At 49.6% G+C, this 15,865-nt stretch carries 20 protein-coding genes and 2 pseudogenes; 3 read left to right on the top strand and 19 right to left on the bottom strand.

What is annotated here, in order from left to right:
• Window positions 1-380: 380 nt before the first annotated feature.
• The 8 genes and pseudogenes from DWX32_RS04735 to DWX32_RS04700 form a co-directional block, all read right to left on the bottom strand.
• Window positions 381-1,019 (bottom strand): annotated as a pseudogene (locus DWX32_RS04735) (VirB6/TrbL-like conjugal transfer protein, CD1112 family); the annotation flags it as partial.
• 69 nt (window positions 1,020-1,088) lie between these two features.
• A complete protein-coding gene (locus DWX32_RS04730; protein WP_003525154.1) occupies window positions 1,089-1,307 on the bottom strand; it encodes a Maff2 family mobile element protein in 219 nt (72 codons plus the stop codon).
• Window positions 1,308-1,526: 219 nt separating this feature from the next.
• Window positions 1,527-2,351: pseudogene (locus tag DWX32_RS04725) on the bottom strand (VirD4-like conjugal transfer protein, CD1115 family); the annotation flags it as partial.
• Between the two features lie 86 nt (window positions 2,352-2,437).
• Window positions 2,438-2,845: a hypothetical protein gene (locus DWX32_RS04720; protein ID WP_442857713.1), complete on the bottom strand. Its 408-nt coding sequence runs from the start codon at window positions 2,843-2,845 to the stop codon at window positions 2,438-2,440.
• A 35-nt stretch (window positions 2,846-2,880) separates the two neighbouring features.
• Window positions 2,881-3,054 carry a transposon-encoded TnpW family protein gene (locus tag DWX32_RS04715; protein WP_005924807.1) on the bottom strand — a complete coding sequence of 58 codons (174 nt, stop codon included), beginning with the start codon at window positions 3,052-3,054 and terminating at the stop codon, window positions 2,881-2,883.
• A 64-nt stretch (window positions 3,055-3,118) separates the two neighbouring features.
• Window positions 3,119-3,982 (bottom strand): ATP-binding protein, encoded by an 864-nt coding sequence (locus DWX32_RS04710; RefSeq protein ID WP_118659342.1) that lies wholly within the window; start codon window positions 3,980-3,982, stop codon window positions 3,119-3,121.
• Complete coding sequence (locus DWX32_RS04705; protein ID WP_118659341.1) at window positions 3,979-4,713, bottom strand: phage replisome organizer N-terminal domain-containing protein; 735 nt, start codon at window positions 4,711-4,713, stop codon at window positions 3,979-3,981. The genes DWX32_RS04710 and DWX32_RS04705 overlap by 4 nt, the downstream gene beginning before the upstream one ends.
• A 113-nt stretch (window positions 4,714-4,826) precedes the next feature.
• Window positions 4,827-5,225, bottom strand: coding sequence for a cysteine-rich VLP domain-containing protein (locus DWX32_RS04700; protein WP_118659340.1), 399 nt, complete (start codon window positions 5,223-5,225; stop codon window positions 4,827-4,829).
• Between the two features lie 126 nt (window positions 5,226-5,351).
• Between DWX32_RS04700 and DWX32_RS04695 the strand changes: the two genes are divergently transcribed.
• Complete coding sequence (locus DWX32_RS04695) at window positions 5,352-5,630, top strand: type II toxin-antitoxin system RelB/DinJ family antitoxin (protein ID WP_005924829.1); 279 nt, start codon at window positions 5,352-5,354, stop codon at window positions 5,628-5,630.
• Window positions 5,627-5,917, top strand: a complete 291-nt coding sequence (locus DWX32_RS04690) for a type II toxin-antitoxin system YafQ family toxin (RefSeq protein ID WP_118427296.1) — start codon at window positions 5,627-5,629, stop codon at window positions 5,915-5,917. The genes DWX32_RS04695 and DWX32_RS04690 overlap by 4 nt, the downstream gene beginning before the upstream one ends.
• 107 nt (window positions 5,918-6,024) lie before the next feature.
• Here the strand turns inward: DWX32_RS04690 and mobQ are convergent, their stop codons facing one another.
• From mobQ to DWX32_RS04650, 8 genes are all read right to left on the bottom strand, one after another.
• Window positions 6,025-7,470 carry a MobQ family relaxase gene (gene mobQ / locus DWX32_RS04685; protein ID WP_118659339.1) on the bottom strand — a complete coding sequence of 482 codons (1,446 nt, stop codon included), beginning with the start codon at window positions 7,468-7,470 and terminating at the stop codon, window positions 6,025-6,027.
• 187 nt (window positions 7,471-7,657) lie between these two features.
• A complete protein-coding gene (locus DWX32_RS04680; RefSeq protein WP_028085895.1) occupies window positions 7,658-7,948 on the bottom strand; it encodes a DUF3847 domain-containing protein in 291 nt (96 codons plus the stop codon).
• A 28-nt stretch (window positions 7,949-7,976) separates the two neighbouring features.
• Entirely contained in the window at window positions 7,977-8,438 is a 462-nt protein-coding gene (locus tag DWX32_RS04675) for an RNA polymerase sigma factor (RefSeq protein ID WP_117950548.1), read from the bottom strand.
• A 10-nt stretch (window positions 8,439-8,448) separates the two neighbouring features.
• The gene (locus DWX32_RS04670; RefSeq protein ID WP_118659338.1) at window positions 8,449-8,901 is read right to left on the bottom strand and encodes an RNA polymerase subunit sigma-24; all 453 of its coding nucleotides are present in this window, start codon (window positions 8,899-8,901) and stop codon (window positions 8,449-8,451) included.
• Window positions 8,902-9,004: 103 nt separating this feature from the next.
• Window positions 9,005-9,418 (bottom strand): RNA polymerase sigma factor, encoded by a 414-nt coding sequence (locus tag DWX32_RS04665; RefSeq protein WP_117950544.1) that lies wholly within the window; start codon window positions 9,416-9,418, stop codon window positions 9,005-9,007.
• A gap of 474 nt (window positions 9,419-9,892) precedes the next feature.
• Window positions 9,893-10,429: a hypothetical protein gene (locus DWX32_RS04660; RefSeq protein WP_117950542.1), complete on the bottom strand. Its 537-nt coding sequence runs from the start codon at window positions 10,427-10,429 to the stop codon at window positions 9,893-9,895.
• Window positions 10,430-10,526: 97 nt separating this feature from the next.
• The gene (locus DWX32_RS04655; RefSeq protein WP_117950540.1) at window positions 10,527-11,978 is read right to left on the bottom strand and encodes a sensor histidine kinase; all 1,452 of its coding nucleotides are present in this window, start codon (window positions 11,976-11,978) and stop codon (window positions 10,527-10,529) included.
• On the bottom strand, window positions 11,962-12,627 hold the full coding sequence (locus tag DWX32_RS04650) for a response regulator transcription factor (protein ID WP_118659336.1): 666 nt from the start codon (window positions 12,625-12,627) through the stop codon (window positions 11,962-11,964). Before DWX32_RS04650 ends, DWX32_RS04655 begins: the two co-directional genes overlap by 17 nt.
• A gap of 204 nt (window positions 12,628-12,831) precedes the next feature.
• Here DWX32_RS04650 and DWX32_RS04645 point away from each other — a divergent pair, with 204 nt between their 5' ends.
• Complete coding sequence (locus DWX32_RS04645; protein WP_005933665.1) at window positions 12,832-13,200, top strand: helix-turn-helix transcriptional regulator; 369 nt, start codon at window positions 12,832-12,834, stop codon at window positions 13,198-13,200.
• 27 nt (window positions 13,201-13,227) lie between these two features.
• Here DWX32_RS04645 and DWX32_RS04640 read toward each other — a convergent pair whose 3' ends face one another.
• From DWX32_RS04640 to DWX32_RS04630, 3 genes are read right to left on the bottom strand one after another with little or no spacing between them, the layout of a single operon-like run.
• Complete coding sequence (locus DWX32_RS04640; protein ID WP_004612693.1) at window positions 13,228-13,527, bottom strand: hypothetical protein; 300 nt, start codon at window positions 13,525-13,527, stop codon at window positions 13,228-13,230.
• A 16-nt stretch (window positions 13,528-13,543) separates the two neighbouring features.
• On the bottom strand, window positions 13,544-13,897 hold the full coding sequence (locus tag DWX32_RS04635; RefSeq protein ID WP_117950536.1) for a TnpV protein: 354 nt from the start codon (window positions 13,895-13,897) through the stop codon (window positions 13,544-13,546).
• A 26-nt stretch (window positions 13,898-13,923) separates the two neighbouring features.
• Window positions 13,924-15,804 carry a recombinase family protein gene (locus DWX32_RS04630; protein ID WP_118659335.1) on the bottom strand — a complete coding sequence of 627 codons (1,881 nt, stop codon included), beginning with the start codon at window positions 15,802-15,804 and terminating at the stop codon, window positions 13,924-13,926.
• Window positions 15,805-15,865 lie beyond the last annotated feature (61 nt).

The following is a 15,865-nucleotide window of genomic DNA, read 5'->3' as shown; positions in this document are numbered from 1 at the left end:
GGGATAAGCGTATTGTGATGTCGGTAGTGGGTTTTCGTCCTTTTCCGCTTACTGCGGCTGGCTGTCATAAGTATCGTGCGGTCTGTGTTTACCTGTCACATTCCGCTATGACATACGGCGAATACAACCATCCTGCGCCGCCGGGTCGAGTATCCCGCCTCGGACTACCCTTAAAGCAGTTTAGCCTTGCTCCTCATTCACAATGTTGCGTCTTGCCGCTCAGTCGTGGGTAGATGGTTTTCCCAACTCGCGATTTTTCCGATACGCTATTGTCCCCCTTGTGGTTTCCCTCCGGGGTAAATCGGATGACGCTAAAGTGACGCTTTTCACGTCTTTGATACTTTTCTTTACCGGCTTGCTAAAGCCGGGTTCCCAAAATGCCCGCACACCGCCTTTGGATGAAAAGCGGCGCTTCTGGACGCGCGGTAGATTTCGATCATACGGCCATAAATAACGATAAAGATACAGATATATAACGCCCACATAGTAATGCCAATAAAGAGGGATTGGAACCACAGTCCGAACAGCGGTCCCAGATCCATTTCCATCAGCCTCGGTTCCAGATCGGTCATAACTGAGGAAATGTCAATGGACGCATCCGAATTGATAACCCCTGCCGCCTGCGCCACTACGCTCTGCGCCATATCAAAGACGCCCATCACGATATTCCATGTGTTTGTGACAATGAGGATGGCAGCGGCTGATTTGAACACCCACTTGAAAATCATCCAGGTGTCCACATCATGCAGGTTGTTCTTGTCTGCGATCATCTGGATCAGGTCTACGGTCATCACGATAGCCAGGATCACGCCTGCAATCGGCACCATGATGGAGTTGGACAGATTCTCAATCATGCTGAAAATATTGCCATTCCATCCCTGTGGGGTCTGGCCTACCTGTACGGATATATCCGCGACCTGCTGATTTACACTGTCAAACATCCCCGAAAGGTTGCTCATAATGCCGCCCACCAGCATTTCTTTCAGCCAATTTGTCAGGGCTTCAAGTAAGAAATCCATACGGTGTCAACCTCCTTTCCGCCGCCCCCGCAAAACTGCGGGAGCGGCAAGGATTTCATACGGAGACGCTTAGACAGAGAAAAGCCCGGAGAGCAGAGGTACAAGGACCATGCCTACCACGGCTACACCAGCACCGGCCATGAGCTGCTTCATGCCCTGGCTCTTGGCGCCGGGGTTGTCGTTGCCGTAACCTTCCAGCAGGTTGATAACGCCCCAGATACCGAGACCGGCACCGAGCGCGATAACGAGGGTCTGAAGAACGGTGATTGCCTGTTCAAAAAATGCCATATAGTTTGTTAGCCGGAATCTGATTAAAAAATAGGTTTGTCATGTTTCATAGGCATACAAAAGCCGGAACAATCTGCCGCCCGGTTTCCGGGGGCATGATTCCGGCTGTCCTCCTTTTTCATTATTTTTTCTCGCGATTGTCCGCTTTGTACGCCAATGGCCCATAGAGGGCAAGTGCGGCGAATAGATAAGATCACTCCCTTCTAAAGCGGAACGAAATTAAGCGCCCTTTGTGTCTACTTCATATACATCGCAGACCTCATTGGGCTTGAGTTTCAGCCTTGCAGACAAGAATGCTTCAATGTCAAAAGCGTTCTTATCATCCGCGTCGGCAGTGTACTTGAAATTGGGGTGCTTGGTGATGTCGTACTTATCCGAAAGGAAAGGACGCACACCGCGCAGCTGGAGGATACACTTGCCTCCATCCATAACAGCAAGCTCATCCTGGCTCATCAGCTCTTTCCCCAATTTTTGATAGTTGAGTGAATGGGAGGTTTCCCTCCCACGGCTCTCTCCGGTGTTGTAGGTGTCGATGGTTTCCTTTCCCAGCACGGCAGCCAACTCTTTGAGGGTAGTCGGCTCTTTACCGCCCAGGAAGATGGATGTATCCATGTTACCGATGATGGTATCTGCGTTATCCTTATAGATCGCCTTGAGCTGACTCTGTGCCTGCAACACCAGACAGGCAGAGATCTCACGGCTTCGGATGGTGGCCACCAGCTTTTCCAGTTTCGGAATCTGCCCGATGTTAGCACACTCATCAATCAAACAGCGCACATGAACCGGAAGCCTGCCGCCATACACATCGTCGGCTTTTTCGCAGAGCAGATTGAAAAGCTGGGTATAACACATGGAGATCAGGAAGTTAAAGCTGTCATCCGTATCACTCATAATGAGGAACAGAGCCGTTTTCCTGTCTCCCAGAGTATCCAGCTCCAGCTCATCATAAGCCGTGACCTCACGCAACTCTGCAATGTCGAACACGGCAAGGCGAGCGCCGCAGGAAATCAAAATCGACTTGGCTGTTTTTCCAGAGACAAATTGTCAAGGACTTTTTCATCAAATTCACAAAAAATCTACAAAAAAGGTGCCAGAAGCATTGTATGGCTCCTGACACCTCGTTTGACAGATTACATTTTTCCGTTCAGCAGGTCTTTGCAGAGATACGCGTAGTCTGGCAGCTGGTTGATATATGGCTCCCAACGCCGCTTGATTTCGGCCAATTCCAGCGGGTCGGCTGCTTCCAGCGCGTGATCGTTGCCCGTCATATATAGAACATCCGTAGCTACATCGTCCAAACACCTGTAACAGAGATCGGCGGCAGATTCGATTCTGATACCGGTATCCACATAGACTGGATTTACGCCAATCGCCAGCCAGACATAACCTACCTTGTCCGACCAGAGCAGTTCAAAATCAGGGCTTTGCCGCAGATGTTCCGCAAAGACCTCCTTTACTCGCTCAATTTCATGTTTCTCTTTTTCTGTGTAAAGCATTTTCGTGTCCTCCTTGGCTAAAGTTTTGGTGTGTACCATCATCAGTTTAACACAAGGCGGCTGGCTTTATCAGCCGGTCACATCTGCTGTATCTCGTTTTTGAGCATACGCTTGATTTTATCGCTCATGGTTTCTGTGCTGGTATTGCTGAAATGGACATGAACCTTGTAGGTCGTCTTGCCGATTTTCTTTACCATCGCTGGCGTGTTTTCCGGCGCTCTGGACGCAGTAGCGGCGTCTGCCACCTGCATAGTACGGGGTTCTTTGTTCATGGCGCTCCTTTCTCCGAACGGGTCTGTGCCGCCCGGTAAAAAATCAGTCGTGCTTACTGTTTACAATGTCTTTTGCTGTCTGTCGGGTAGCACCGGCATTTTCTTCCCGGAAATTCTTCCCGTCAAAAAGAATCGGCGCACACCGTTCCAGAATACGGTCATAGATACGGGCGTGGGCCAGATCAGGCGGGTTTTTCAGCTCGGACAGTTTCAAGTTTGTTGTGATAATCATGGGCCTGCGGCTGCGGTAGCGGCTGTCAATGACGAAAAACATCTGCTCCATAGCATATTCGGTACTGCGCTCTACTCCCAGATCGTCAATGATAAGCAGGTCATACTCGTCAAAGCTGGCAATAAACTCCGACCTGTCCTCGGAAAACATTCCCGTCAGACGGTTCAGGATGGTGGGAAAGTTCGTCATCAGCACCGGCACATCCCGGTCAAGCAGGGCGTTGGCGATACAACCGGCGAAAAAAGACTTGCCGGTTCCCACATCCCCGAATAACAGCAGGCCGGTGTTGTTTTTATATGCCTCCTTCCAGTTCTCCACATAGGCGCGGGCCTTGTCCATCAATGGGTTTTTGCCGTTGTCGTTGGCAAAGGTGTAGTCATAGAGATAGCGGTCTTGCAAGCCCTGTGCCTTTCGGCGTTTGATACGCTCCATGCGGCGCTGCCGTTCTTCAGCAGTCTTGCGCTGTTCCTCGGCCTCCCGCTGGCACTGGCAGATGCAGCGCGGCATAAAGTAGCCGGATTTCCCGAAGCATGGCACAACAGTCTGCCTCTGGCCGCCGCACTTCTTACAGTGAATGAGGCCGTCTGTCGGGTCTATGTACTCGTCCCCGGCCAGTTCCACACCGGCGACTGCCTTGTCGATCAGCGCCCGGATTTCTGCGGTAATCTCAATCATACGGTTTCATCCTCCTTTACGCTGTAATCCCGGTTGCGGGTGGGCGGGGCTGCTTTCTTCGCGTCCTCACCGGCCCAGCGCCGGATGGTCGCGGCATGGCTCTGATACCGCTTGCCGGTAGAGGCCATGTACTCGGACAGTTTTTCGATGTACTGTTCCCATACAGCAGGAAAGCTGGCCTGCAAGTCTGCCATTTCCTCGTACGTCAGGAAAACATTCTGGTAACGGCCATAGGCGCGGGCGGAGCGTCCCTTCTCTATCTCTCTCTTTATCTCTATCTCTTTCTCTAACTCTATCTCTATCTCTGGTGGACGAATGTCGGACAAATGTCCGCCGTTTGTCCGGGGCGCAGAAAGAGCCTTATTTTGGAGCCTCGCAGCCCGCTTTCGCTCGGCCTCGGTAGAGGACTGGCCGATCAGCAGTTCAATATTGCTCATGTAGAAGGTGCCGCTGTCCAGCACCTCCACAAGACCCAGCTTCAAAAAGATCTGCAAGGCTCTCTCCACAGTGCCGATCTGCTGGCGGGTGATGGTGGCGATCATCTGCGCCGTGTAAGGAATGTCCTCGTCAAGTTGAAGCCGTCCACCATGTTTCAGCGATTTCAGATACAGCTTGAGCAGAATGTTAGAATACAGCACACCGTCCTGCATACTTTCCAGCAGCACGATGGAATCATCGTCAAAATAGTTTTCTTTGAGTTTCAGGTAATAATATTTTCGGTTGTCTGACATAGGGTTCCTCCTTGGGGTTTCTCTTGGGATTCTGTACGCATTTTAAGACCGTTTTAGGGGTCGGAGGATAAATCTATCAGGCCCCCGCCGACACCCTCGAAAAAAGCCTTGATTTACAAGGGGTTTTTGCCCTCTAATTGTCCACGCTGTACCCTTCTCCGGCGTTCGCACTCGGCCTTTTGCCGCCGGTGGACTTTCGGCGCACATTCCGGGCAGTATTTAGCCCGGTTGGAGCCGGGGGTGAACAGCGCCCCGCAGATAACACACCGTTTAGCGTCCAGACGGTGGAACAGGGCTGTTTCCAGTTCCCTGTCCAGCGGCAGCACCGCCGCCCGGAACCACCGGCACAACAGGGAGTAGGAAATGGACTGGACACAGACACATTCCTCCCCATCGTCCAGCGCGATACAGTTGCCGCCGTCATAGTTGCAGCACTCATGCACCAGCCTCCGCGCTCTGCGGTACTGGCGGTAATCCATGACAGGGATAGGTTCAGTTTTGTTGTTCTTCATAAATGATTTCTTTCATAAAGCGTGTAACCTCCTTGAATGAACTTATTGTTAAAAATTCGTGCAAAGTATTGTTTTCTTCGTGCAAATGGCATATACTATAATTGCCAGCAGAAAGGGGTTGATCGTATGGCTGGAAATACCACAAACATCAGTATCCGCATGGACGCAGATTTGAAAGCGCAGGCGGACGCACTGTTTACTGAACTTGGCATGAACCTGACTACGGCGTTTAACATCTTTGTGCGCCAGTCGCTTCGTGAAGGCGGCATTCCCTTTGAAGTAAGGCTGGAACAGCCGAACAAAGAAACGGTTGCTGCCATGCTGGAAGCGGAAAGGATTGCAAAAGACCCGTCTGTAAAGGGCTATAATGACCTTGACGAGTTGTTTGCTGACCTGAAAAGATGAAAGAAACCAAATATACCGTCAAGTACACGACCAGTTTCAAAAAGGACTACAAACGAGCCATAAAGCGTGGCTTGAAGATTGAGCTGCTGGAGCAGGTCGTAGCATTGCTGGCAATGGGCGAAGCGCTGCCAGATAAGAACCGTGACCATGACCTATCCGGCGATTGGGCAGGTCATCGGGAATGTCATATTCTCCCGGACTGGCTGCTTGTCTATCGCATAGAGGATGATGTTCTGGTGCTGACGCTGGCCCGCACCGGCACACACAGCGACTTGTTCGGCAAATAAACAGTCTGCCGCCGTATGGGGAAACCTGTACGGCGGTTTTTCTGTATGCAAAAGTATGTCGTGAAACGCGACGCACTTGACAGGGGTACGCCAAAACGCGGTAGCCTTTACCGCTCCGGCCCACGGTCGTGAGACTTGTCCCTTTCCTGTCGGGACAGCTGCTCGGCGGTTTTGCGGAGCCGTTCCACTGTTTTCAAATCTTCCCGCATGGATTTCATGGCAAGCGTGTCCGTCTGCTTTCCGGCGGTCAGCTGGTCGATTTCCCGCTGCCATGCCTTCGGGGTGATTGCCTCACCGCTATCTTTCAATTCTTTCAGATAGCGGACTGCTGCGTCATACAGGATCAGTTCCCGGCTGTGGCGCTGCTCAAACTGTTCCCGCTTTTCCGGCTTTACTTTGGCAAGCTGCTTGTGGATGGACTTGTACTGGTTGTACTGTTCCCACATCTCCCCGCATTCGGTAAGAATGGCGATCCGGCGCTCGGTCTTGACGATCTTTCCACGCAAGTCATAGTAATGGCTGTTCATATCAGCGATTTTTTCATGAAGCTGCTGCATAGACTGGATGCCGTTTGCCTGTAAAAAGCTGAATAGTGCAGCGCTTTCCTGCAAAGCCCGGATTTTTCCGGTACGGGTGCGGGGAGCGTTCAACTGCTGCTGAGCCTCCCACAAGGCGGTCAAGCTGCTTTGCTGCGTTTGTGGTTTTTCCGCTTCGGCTTTCGACCAGCAATAAAGACGGGTAATGCGGGCTTTGATTTCTTTCAGCAGCTTGTTGTCGGCGGCGATCTGCCGGTTTACTTCGCCCTTGTCGGTGCGGATGCCGCGCTTTTCCATTTGGCTGGCGGCTGGCCCCAGATGGACAGAGGGGATTTTATCAATGCCCTGCCGCCTGTAGCTGCGATGGTCAATGCGCCCCGGTCTACCGGCAGATTCCAACGCCCGATTGGTGTAGGCCGCCCACGCTGCCCGCCAAATCTCCACATTTTCTTTATCGTTCCAGTCGGTCGTATCCTCTCTGTGATTTTTCCAACCGCCTTTCCCATCCGGGATACGCTGTCCATTCTCGTCCAGATCGTATGCCTTGCGGCACTTTGCGCCCCACTGTCCATTTTCTTTCAAAGGCCGGAGCGTCAGCATGATATGGACATGAGGGTTGCCGGTTCCCTTGTCATGGATAGCAAAGTCGGCGCACATTCCTTTGTCTACAAAGTTCTCCTTCACATAGGCACGCACAAGGGCAAGCTGCTGTTCGCCGGACAGTTCACGGGGCAGGGCTGCTTCAATCTCGCGGGCGAGCTGGCTGTCTCTTGCTTTCTCAATTTGCTCCACGCTGTTCCAGAGGATAGAACGGTCTGCAAATTCCGGCGGGGCGTGGGCGGGCAGCATGATCTCCGCATGGACAATGCCGCCTTTCCGGGTGTAGTCGTGGGTCATTCCATCCCATTCATTTGTCAGCTTGGTTCCGCTGCGGTAAGCAGCTGCGGCAACGGCAGAACGGCCTGCGCTGCGCTTGATGATACTGACGGGGATATGACAGAAATCTATGGGGAACACCTCCTTTCAGTGAGGGGATAACAGGCTATGTGGAGCCGGACAAACGCAAAGCGGGTGTCTGGCTGCGCAGAGCGCACAAGGGGTTTGGGGAGCGTAGCTTCCCATCGCGGACGAAGTACGCAACAGCCCCCGGCAGGGCGCACGACACCGGCAACGGTGTATAAGTGCGCCCTTGTAAACAAGGGACTTATGGCGTGTCCCCGGATTTTGGCAGGTTTGCAGTCAATTCCGCAGCCCCCGGAAGATGGGACAGGGCAATCAGAAATGTTTTGACCTCCGCGCCGGAAAGGTCGGGAGCCAGCGGGAAAATCCCCTCCAAAATGGCTCCGCGCTCAATCAGGCGGCGGGTGCGAACCCTGCGTTCTTCGTTCCGCTGCTTGTTCTCCAAAATCTTCTTTCGGTTTTCAAGCTGCCGAATTTCCTTCAGGACTTTCTCCCGTTCTTCTTTTTGGGGGTGGGCTGTAATTTTTTCGTTCATGTCAGGCACCTCTTTTCTTTGGAAATACTCATAGATTGACCGTCCATTTCTGTCGAGCAAAGTACCGGCGCAGCCTCCGCAGTGCGGCATGGATGGATTTTCCCGCCTGTGATGGCGTGATACCCTCCATTGCGGCAATATCTTTCACTTTCATACCCAGCATATAGCGGGCGTGGACACGGCGAGCCTGCATAGGCGGCAGGAAAGAAATGGCTTCATACAATCGCCGTATCAGTTCTTCGTATTCGGCTAATTCTTCTTTTTCTATCAGGTAGTCCTCCGGCGATGGTTGCGCCCAGCCGATGGCGGCATTTTCGATTCCATCGTTACAATCGAGGGAATAAAACGCCTTATACCGGAACATCTTGCGATCTCTGGCGGCCTCGGCTCTCTTATCCAGAAGAAACGCTTCGACGATCTCATCGGACACCTCCAAAAAAATGTCCTCTTTGCAAAATGGATAATATTGTTTGAGATTGATAGTCTGCATAGGCACGCCCTCACTCTGTTTGGGAAAGGCCATCATAGCAGCGGCGCATATTCCGCAGACCCCGGCGGATGGCAACGCTAACCTTGCTGCTGTGGATGCCCTCTATCCGAGAGATTTCCGGCTGCTTGATACCAGCAATGTAGTAGGCGTGAACACGGCGGGCCTGTGTCGGAGTGGCATGAGCCAGAGCCGCAGGCAGAGCTGCAATCAGGCGCAGACGGGTGGTCATTTCTTCTCGTTCCAGCAAAATATCTTCCGATGATCTGCTGTGTTCCAGTGCGTAATTTTCCAGCCAGCTGTATGCGTCCAGAGAGTAGTAGGCGCGGTGGTAGACTTTCCGGCGCTCATAGTTCTCCATCTCCCGCTGGGCCTGATACATCGCTGCCCATACCTCGTCCGTAACATCCACAAACTCGTCATGCCGGTAGCGGGGATACATCCACCGCAGATTGATTGTTTTCATAGGCTTACCTCCTGAAAATCGGAGAGGCGGGCAGCTCGTCCGCTGTCCGCCCCTCGCTGAGATAAGGGAAATGATCCCTTTCACTTGGTAGCCAGAAAACAGGTCATTCGTTAAGCCTGTTCTCAAAGAAATTTATAAATTTTTTTCTGACCGCCTCCACACTTTGATACACAGCCACTTTGGAGCAGCTGCACAGCACACCGATCTCCGCAAGGCTCAGCCCGTCAAGCGCATAGAGCAGGAACCGGCGGCGCTGGGCCTCGGTACAGGTGTCCAGAACAGCCATCAACTCATGCAACGTTTCCATGCGGCAAAGGTATTCTTCCGGCGTTTCGCCGTAGGCTCCTACGCCCTCGGTGGTAATGATGTACTCGTCAAACTCCCGACCATCCCAATGCCGCCGCTGTTCATGGAACAGGTTCTCCGTTTTGTGATCGGCCCGGTCAAGAAATTCATAGACTTCCAGCGTGACCTCCACGGCCACAGCTTGTCCATTATAATTGATGGTAACTTCCATCTGCCTTTCCTCCATTCAGATTTTTTTGGTAAATCTGAATGGGGCGGCGGAGAACGGCACCTGGGATAAAGTTCGGGCCATGCTGACCCGATGTTACGGCTCCATAGGGACAAAAAAGCGCCCGGATGGCATAAAGCCATACGAGCGTAATAGAGTATATTTTGCTGTTTAGTTACATGGTATAGTGCATACTTCTGACCGCATTGCTCCGCTGCTGGGAACAGGCTTTTTTTAGCTGGTGCAGGTCATGGGGACTGTGAAAAAAGGCAAAAATAGACACGGCGGCAATCCTCCTATGTGCCGCCGTGGATTTACACGGTGTTAGGTCGTCGTTGGTTTAGCGTAGACGAAAAGAAACGGCGGCTCTGAAAATCAAAGCCGCCGCTTCAAATGGGCGTGTCGATATGGCTGCTGTACGACGGCTTTTTTTCTTTTGCCGTCGTGTGGCAGTTTCTAAATCAACATGATAGGCTGTTAGTCGGTAGTGCTGCCTACCCAATTAGGATTGAAAGTTGTCATGCACTCATCGTCCCCATTCACAGACTTAGATACGAGAAGCCCATTTTTGATGTCCTCCAGGGTCTGCTCATATTCGGCAATGTACTGGTCTGTCATTTCCTGCGTCCACTCGAAAGAGCCCTCGCTGGTTTCGGCTATTGCGTGCTCGTCGGCCATTTCCTGAAGAGTTTTCTTTTCCTGTTCCAGCCATTCCTTGTACTCGTCATAAGTCCACCACTCGTAGTTGATTGCGGGATGGCTGTTATTATAATCTTCTTCGGACATCCAGCTTGCGCCATTGTCCTCGCTGACAAAGGTCTTTCCGTTCTCCTTGTCCTTGTAGCTCATAACGCCATCGGAATCATCCGTTGTGGACACGACCGTTTTCTGCTGTGCAGAATTGGCAACAGGTGCGTTTAGCGCATGAGCTTCTGTGACCCCATGCAAGGGACTTACTGCACCCAGTCCCATCAATACCGTCAGAGCCAATGCTCCGAATTTAGCTTTTACCATTTTGCTTTGCCTCGCTTTCAAAAATTATAGCCGTCCTCTTGAGGACAGCTATAAGATAACAAAATAATTTGGATATAGTTTGCAAGGAATATGGATTTTAGATGGAGTTGATAGCACCTCTTTCTTGCTGCATTTCAAGCCAGAACACCACGCCTTTGCTTGTGTTTTGGATACCATATTTTGCGTGGTGCAGTTCCATGATTTTGCGGACGATATAAAGTCCTAAGCCTGTTCCCCCGGTATTACGATTACGGGAGGTATCCGCTCTGTAAAATGCTTCAAATAGATGGGGTATCATTTCCTCTGGAATATGGACGCCTGTATTTTCAACTTTGCAGGAAACGGTATTTTTATCGTTCGACAAGGATATATAGATTGCCTCGCCATTCGGTGAGTAGCGAATGGCATTTACCAAAACATTTTGAATGGCTCGTTCCATCTGTGCCGGGTCTGCATCACACAGGATTTTGTCAGGAATATTCACAGAAAGAGAAATTTCTTTTTCAGACAGCAAATCGGTCACATCAGCTATTTGTACCCGAAGAAGCTCTGCAAAATCAATCGTCTTATATTCCGTTCTCTGCTTTCCGTCTGTTTTAGATACATAGAGCAGTTCTTTCACTAATGTTTCCATTTTTTCAACAACGGCCAGCGACCGCTCCATATATGCCTCTTGATTTTCATATCCTTTGACCTTATTGAGCATCCCCATTAAATGACCCTTCAGAATTGTCAAAGGCGTTTTCAGTTCATGTGATGCCGCCGAGAAAAATTCCTGTTGCTTTTTTTCAAGTTCTCGCTCTTTTGATATTTCGGCCTCTAACTCGGAATTGCTTTTTTTCAGTTCGGCCAATGTATGCTGTAAATTATCTGACAAAGTATTTAAGCTGTCCGAGAGTATTCCTATCTCGTCTGAACGATTAGAATTTCCGTGCGGCTCAAATTTGAGCCGAGCCATTTTTTGCGATGTACTGCTTAATTCAATAATCGGTTTTGTTATATAGCGTGAGTAAATGACAGAAAACAAGATGGACATGAAGAAGATTCCCAATATGACCAACGGAACGGTTTGCCAAATCGCTTCTATTGCCTGATTGACGGATACCGTATCACTTTGCACATAAAGGGTATAGTCGCTACCTAACAGGGTGAACACATAACCTGCTTCTGTCAGTAATTCGTCACTTGCAATAATTGCGCTATCAGGATTTTCTTGAATCGTAGCAATAGAATCCTTGTCGGTTGTTATCGTCAATTTGTCACTTGAATATAAAATATCTCCATAACTATCTTCAATATAGGCAGTTGATTTTGTCTGTGCGGTGAATTGCTGAACAAGTGAATAACATTCCTCTAAGGAACCAGCCTTTTCCAACACTGGCACTAAATCATTGGCTTGCCTTTGCAATTCTGCGCTAAGTCGATTGCTATAAGTTTGGGGAATATATCTCGCCATACTGAAAACAGAAAGCAAACATACCAAAATCAAAAGAACTGTTGTCGCTAAAAAGAGCTTTGCCGTGAGGCTCGTTTTAATTTTCCTTATCAATTCTATATCCCACCCCTCTAATTGTTTTTATATAGTCAGCATTTAACTTTTTGCGAATGTTCTTTATGTGACTGTCAACGATCCGATCCTCGACCTCCAAATCGTCCGCCCACAATCGGTCAAGTAGCATTTGTCGAGTAAAGACCTTTCCCTGATTTTCAAGCATAAGCCTAAGAAGCGCAAACTCTTTGCTGGTTAAAACAACCTCGTTTCCGCCTTGATATACATGGAATCCGTCAACGTCCATACTCAGTTCTTTATAAGTAAGCAGGGATTGATTTTGATTTTCCGCAGTCCTACGGCGAAGAATAGCCGCAATCTTGCACAGCAGGATTTTGGGCGAAAAGGGCTTTGGAATGTAATCGTCAATCTGCTGTTCAAAACCCCGCAACTGTTTTTCTTCATCCGAAAGCGCAGTAAGCATAATAATAGGAACTTGTGACCGCTTGCGAATGACCTCACACACACCATAGCCGTCGATTTTAGGGAGCATGATGTCTAACAGCACAAGGTCGATTGTATCATCAAACATTGCAATCCCCGACACGCCGTCAGAAGCGACAGCAACTTCATAGCCTGCATCAATCAGATGGTTTTTCAATATATCCTGAATGTCAATATCATCTTCGACAATTAAAATCTTCTGCATTGTTCCACCTCCAATTTTTCAAGTATAGCAGAGAAATATGTATCTATTATGGAGAACTCAAGATTTAGAAAGATTATTGTAATTATAAGTTACCTCTGTGTTGCAAAGCAAGCGCGAATATGAATTATAAACTTCAACTAACATACATATAGCAACATTCCACGGGCAAAGTATGAATTATACAATGTAGCTGGGTGATGTTATATGGCGAAAGTTGAAGATTGTCCCGGTTTTGAAACCTTCGGCGCAGATGTCAAAGCTGCACGAGAGGCAAAGCGTCTGGCACGAAAAACATTGGCAGAAATGGTTGGGATTGAATGGCGGTATCTTGCCAACATTGAGAATCAAGGTGCGATTCCGAGCCTGCCTGTGATGATCCAGTTGATTAAGGTCTGCGGACTTCCCGTGGAACGGTATTTTAACCCGGAGATTATGCGAGAAGAAAGCGAACAGCGGCAACGGGTCAGCCACAAGCTGAAGCTTTGCCCTGAAGAATACCTGCCGATTATCGAAGGTGCCATAGATGGGGCGCTCAAAATGGAACAGACTGCGAAGCAGAAGGAGGACGCATAATCGCGGCCTCCTTCTGGCATTTCTATATCAAGGTTCCCGGCACTTTTCCAAAAGTTCCCGACACCTCTGCTGGATTTCTCCGGTTTCTGTCACAGTCAGGTCACGGTCATTTCCAGTAATCTTATCTTCCAGAAAGTTGGCGTATGTACCCAACAAAGCGTTCCGTAAATCCTCCGGGGTTTTCTGTATTTCAGCGCTGTACCAGTCATTCCGGTGGGGTTCCCATGCCATCAATGTATAACCGTGGCTGGTCTGAACCACCTCATACAGTGGATCATCATCCAGATATGCCTGAAACACTTTCAAAATCTTTTCAAAGGTCAGCATTTCCCGCACCTCCCATTCAGCTGCAAATCAGTTCCCTGATTAAAATTTCCTCAATCTGTGCCGTTAATGTGTTCATCAGCCCCACCCAACGCATAGGGTCACAGGCTTTCAGTTCTTCCGTGACACCCGCAGTCTCCATCATGTGAGGCAACATGGTTTCCACACGCTCCTGCGCTGTCCGGGCAATCTCTAACAGGTGTGGATACAGCTTCTCGCTCATCAGCAGTTGGTTGTAGAGAATGGGGCGATGTTCCTTTAGGTAGGATTTTCGCATTCTGCCGTACTTGCCGATAGAAGTTTCCGGCTGTTCAGAAAGTTTTAGGTTGGGTATATCATAATCTCCACAACGAATGTAAGTCAACTTACTCATATTCATTCTCCTTTACTTCGTGATGATTAGACTGCTGCGCTGGCTGCTATGCTGCCTTTGCGCGGTTTTTCTTTTGGTAGCTGACCGATAGTAGAAAAAACACCTTTTTTCATATCCTCAGCCCGGATCAGGGCTTTCTTAGCGTCCATTTCCGCTTTTTTCTTCGCCTTGATTTTGTCCTCATACTGTTTCTGTGCGCCGCTGGCTTTCCGCTTCAAATAATTCTGATGGAGCCTGTCCTTGCGTTCTTCTTTTTTTCGCAATTCTTCCTGTTCCTCCGGTGTTAAAGGAACCGGCTGTAAGAATGGTGGGATATAGCGTCCTAAAAAATTGAAGTAGATTTCAATTTCCTGCGTGGTGTCCTGGCTGCCTTTTCGGGCGCGTTCGTGGACAAGGATTTTTTCTACAAACTCATTGAGCATGGTGTTTGTCAGCGTGTCAAAATTCTCGTACTTATCAATCAGGGCTATAAATTTCTCCGCTGATTTCTGGCTTTGCTCGTAGCCGGTAATAGCCTTTTCCAGCTCCGCAATTTCAATCTCAAGTGCGTCCTGCTCTTTGGCATACTGTGCATCGAGCGCCCTATATCGTGCATCCGGCAGCTTGCCGAGGGCATTGTCCTCATAGATTTTGCAAATCAGTTTTTCCAGTTCTCCGGCTCTCTTTTGGGCAGCAGCCAGACGCCTGCGCTTTTTCGATATATCGGCACTCTGTTGAGCAACCTGCGTCTCCTGAACAGTGTGAATAAATTCCGTCCGGTCATTTCTCGAATATTCAGCGATAGCCCGGAGCGTGTCGGAAACCAATGTCAGAACAGCACTCTCATTGATACGGTGTTGTGTAGGGCATAGTGTCCCACACGGAACTTTGGTATAATTGGAACAGGTATATTGAGAAATCCTCTTGCCATTGTTGGTGCGGTGGACATACATCTTGCCGCCGCAATCGGCACAATAGAGCAATCCTGTGAGGGGAGCCGCTTCGCCCCAGCCGTTTGGATAACGCCGTACATTGCTGCGGATTTTCTGCGCCAAATCAAAGGTCTGCTGGTCGATAATGGCTTCATGGGTATTCTCAAAGATCGTCCATTCGTCCTCAGAAACATAGTGGCTTTTCTTGTCCTTAAAGTGCTTGCGGGTCTTGAAATTGATGGTATGCCCTAAATACTCTCGTTTTTTCAAAATGTTCACGATGGTAGATGATCCCCATCCATAAGGGTCTTTGACCGGCTTTGAACGGTTCACACCCTCGTTGAAGCGGGCAAGGTGTACGACAGGAATTTCAATCCGGTCTGTGGATAATTTGCAGGCGATCTGGTAAGGCCCATATCCCTCCAGCGTGAGGGAGAATATACGGCGTACCACTTCGGCAGCTTCCTCATCTACCAGCCAATGCTCCCGTTTTTCGTCCCATAAGTAGCCGTAAATCACAGTGCCGGTCAGGTGCTTGCCGCTCATGCCTTTTGACTTAAACACAGAGCGGATTTTCCGACTGGTATCACGGGCGTAAAATTCATTCATAATGTTGCGGAACGGGGTAAAATCGTCATCGCCTTTCAGACTGTCCACACCGTCGTTGATGGCAATCAGACGAACGCCTCGCTGCCGCAAAACCTCCATAACTTGACCGACCTTCAGATAGTCGCGTCCTAACCGGCTCATGTCCTTGATGACGATTGCCTCTACACGCCCTGCCTCCACTTCCTCCATCATCGCCAAAAATCCGGGGCGGTCAAAACGAGTGCCTGAGATACCATCATCGGTAAAGTGCGTAGGGTTGGGCAGCCCATTCCGGCGGGCAAAATCCTCTAACATCTGTTTTTGGTTGGATATGGAGTTGCTCTCGCCCTGTAACTCATCGTCCCGGCTCAGGCGCTCGTACAGTGGGGTAATTTTTTCATTTCTCATGGTTGTACCTCCTGAAACAAAAATGCTCTAAGTGATTGCTTCACTAACCATGACAAAATCA

Origin of the sequence: Blautia sp. AF19-13LB, from assembly GCF_003479105.1 — a bacterium.
GTDB classification, from domain to species: Bacteria; Bacillota; Clostridia; order Lachnospirales; family Lachnospiraceae; genus Fusicatenibacter; species Fusicatenibacter saccharivorans.
This window is presented reverse-complemented; position numbering and strand designations above follow the sequence as displayed.

Bases quoted from the DNA above. Each gene is read 5' to 3' on its own strand.
- DWX32_RS04630 (WP_118659335.1), bottom strand. From the start codon at position 15,804: ATGAGAAATGAAAAAATTACCCCACTGTACGAGCGCCTGAGCCGGGAC.
- DWX32_RS04690 (WP_118427296.1), top strand. From the start codon at position 5,627: ATGAAAGAAACCAAATATACCGTCAAGTACACGACCAGTTTCAAAAAG.
- DWX32_RS04650 (WP_118659336.1), bottom strand. From the start codon at position 12,627: ATGCAGAAGATTTTAATTGTCGAAGATGATATTGACATTCAGGATATA.
- DWX32_RS04705 (WP_118659341.1), bottom strand. From the start codon at position 4,713: ATGTCAGACAACCGAAAATATTATTACCTGAAACTCAAAGAAAACTAT.
- DWX32_RS04660 (WP_117950542.1), bottom strand. From the start codon at position 10,429: ATGGTAAAAGCTAAATTCGGAGCATTGGCTCTGACGGTATTGATGGGA.
- DWX32_RS04680 (WP_028085895.1), bottom strand. From the start codon at position 7,948: ATGAACGAAAAAATTACAGCCCACCCCCAAAAAGAAGAACGGGAGAAA.
- DWX32_RS04710 (WP_118659342.1), bottom strand. From the start codon at position 3,982: ATGATTGAGATTACCGCAGAAATCCGGGCGCTGATCGACAAGGCAGTC.
- DWX32_RS04640 (WP_004612693.1), bottom strand. From the start codon at position 13,527: ATGCTGACCTTTGAAAAGATTTTGAAAGTGTTTCAGGCATATCTGGAT.
- DWX32_RS04645 (WP_005933665.1), top strand. From the start codon at position 12,832: ATGGCGAAAGTTGAAGATTGTCCCGGTTTTGAAACCTTCGGCGCAGAT.
- DWX32_RS04715 (WP_005924807.1), bottom strand. From the start codon at position 3,054: ATGCAGGTGGCAGACGCCGCTACTGCGTCCAGAGCGCCGGAAAACACG.
- DWX32_RS04670 (WP_118659338.1), bottom strand. From the start codon at position 8,901: ATGAAAACAATCAATCTGCGGTGGATGTATCCCCGCTACCGGCATGAC.
- DWX32_RS04720 (WP_442857713.1), bottom strand. From the start codon at position 2,845: ATGATGGTACACACCAAAACTTTAGCCAAGGAGGACACGAAAATGCTT.
- DWX32_RS04730 (WP_003525154.1), bottom strand. From the start codon at position 1,307: ATGGCATTTTTTGAACAGGCAATCACCGTTCTTCAGACCCTCGTTATC.
- DWX32_RS04675 (WP_117950548.1), bottom strand. From the start codon at position 8,438: ATGCAGACTATCAATCTCAAACAATATTATCCATTTTGCAAAGAGGAC.
- DWX32_RS04700 (WP_118659340.1), bottom strand. From the start codon at position 5,225: ATGAAGAACAACAAAACTGAACCTATCCCTGTCATGGATTACCGCCAG.
- DWX32_RS04665 (WP_117950544.1), bottom strand. From the start codon at position 9,418: ATGGAAGTTACCATCAATTATAATGGACAAGCTGTGGCCGTGGAGGTC.
- DWX32_RS04635 (WP_117950536.1), bottom strand. From the start codon at position 13,897: ATGAGTAAGTTGACTTACATTCGTTGTGGAGATTATGATATACCCAAC.
- DWX32_RS04695 (WP_005924829.1), top strand. From the start codon at position 5,352: ATGGCTGGAAATACCACAAACATCAGTATCCGCATGGACGCAGATTTG.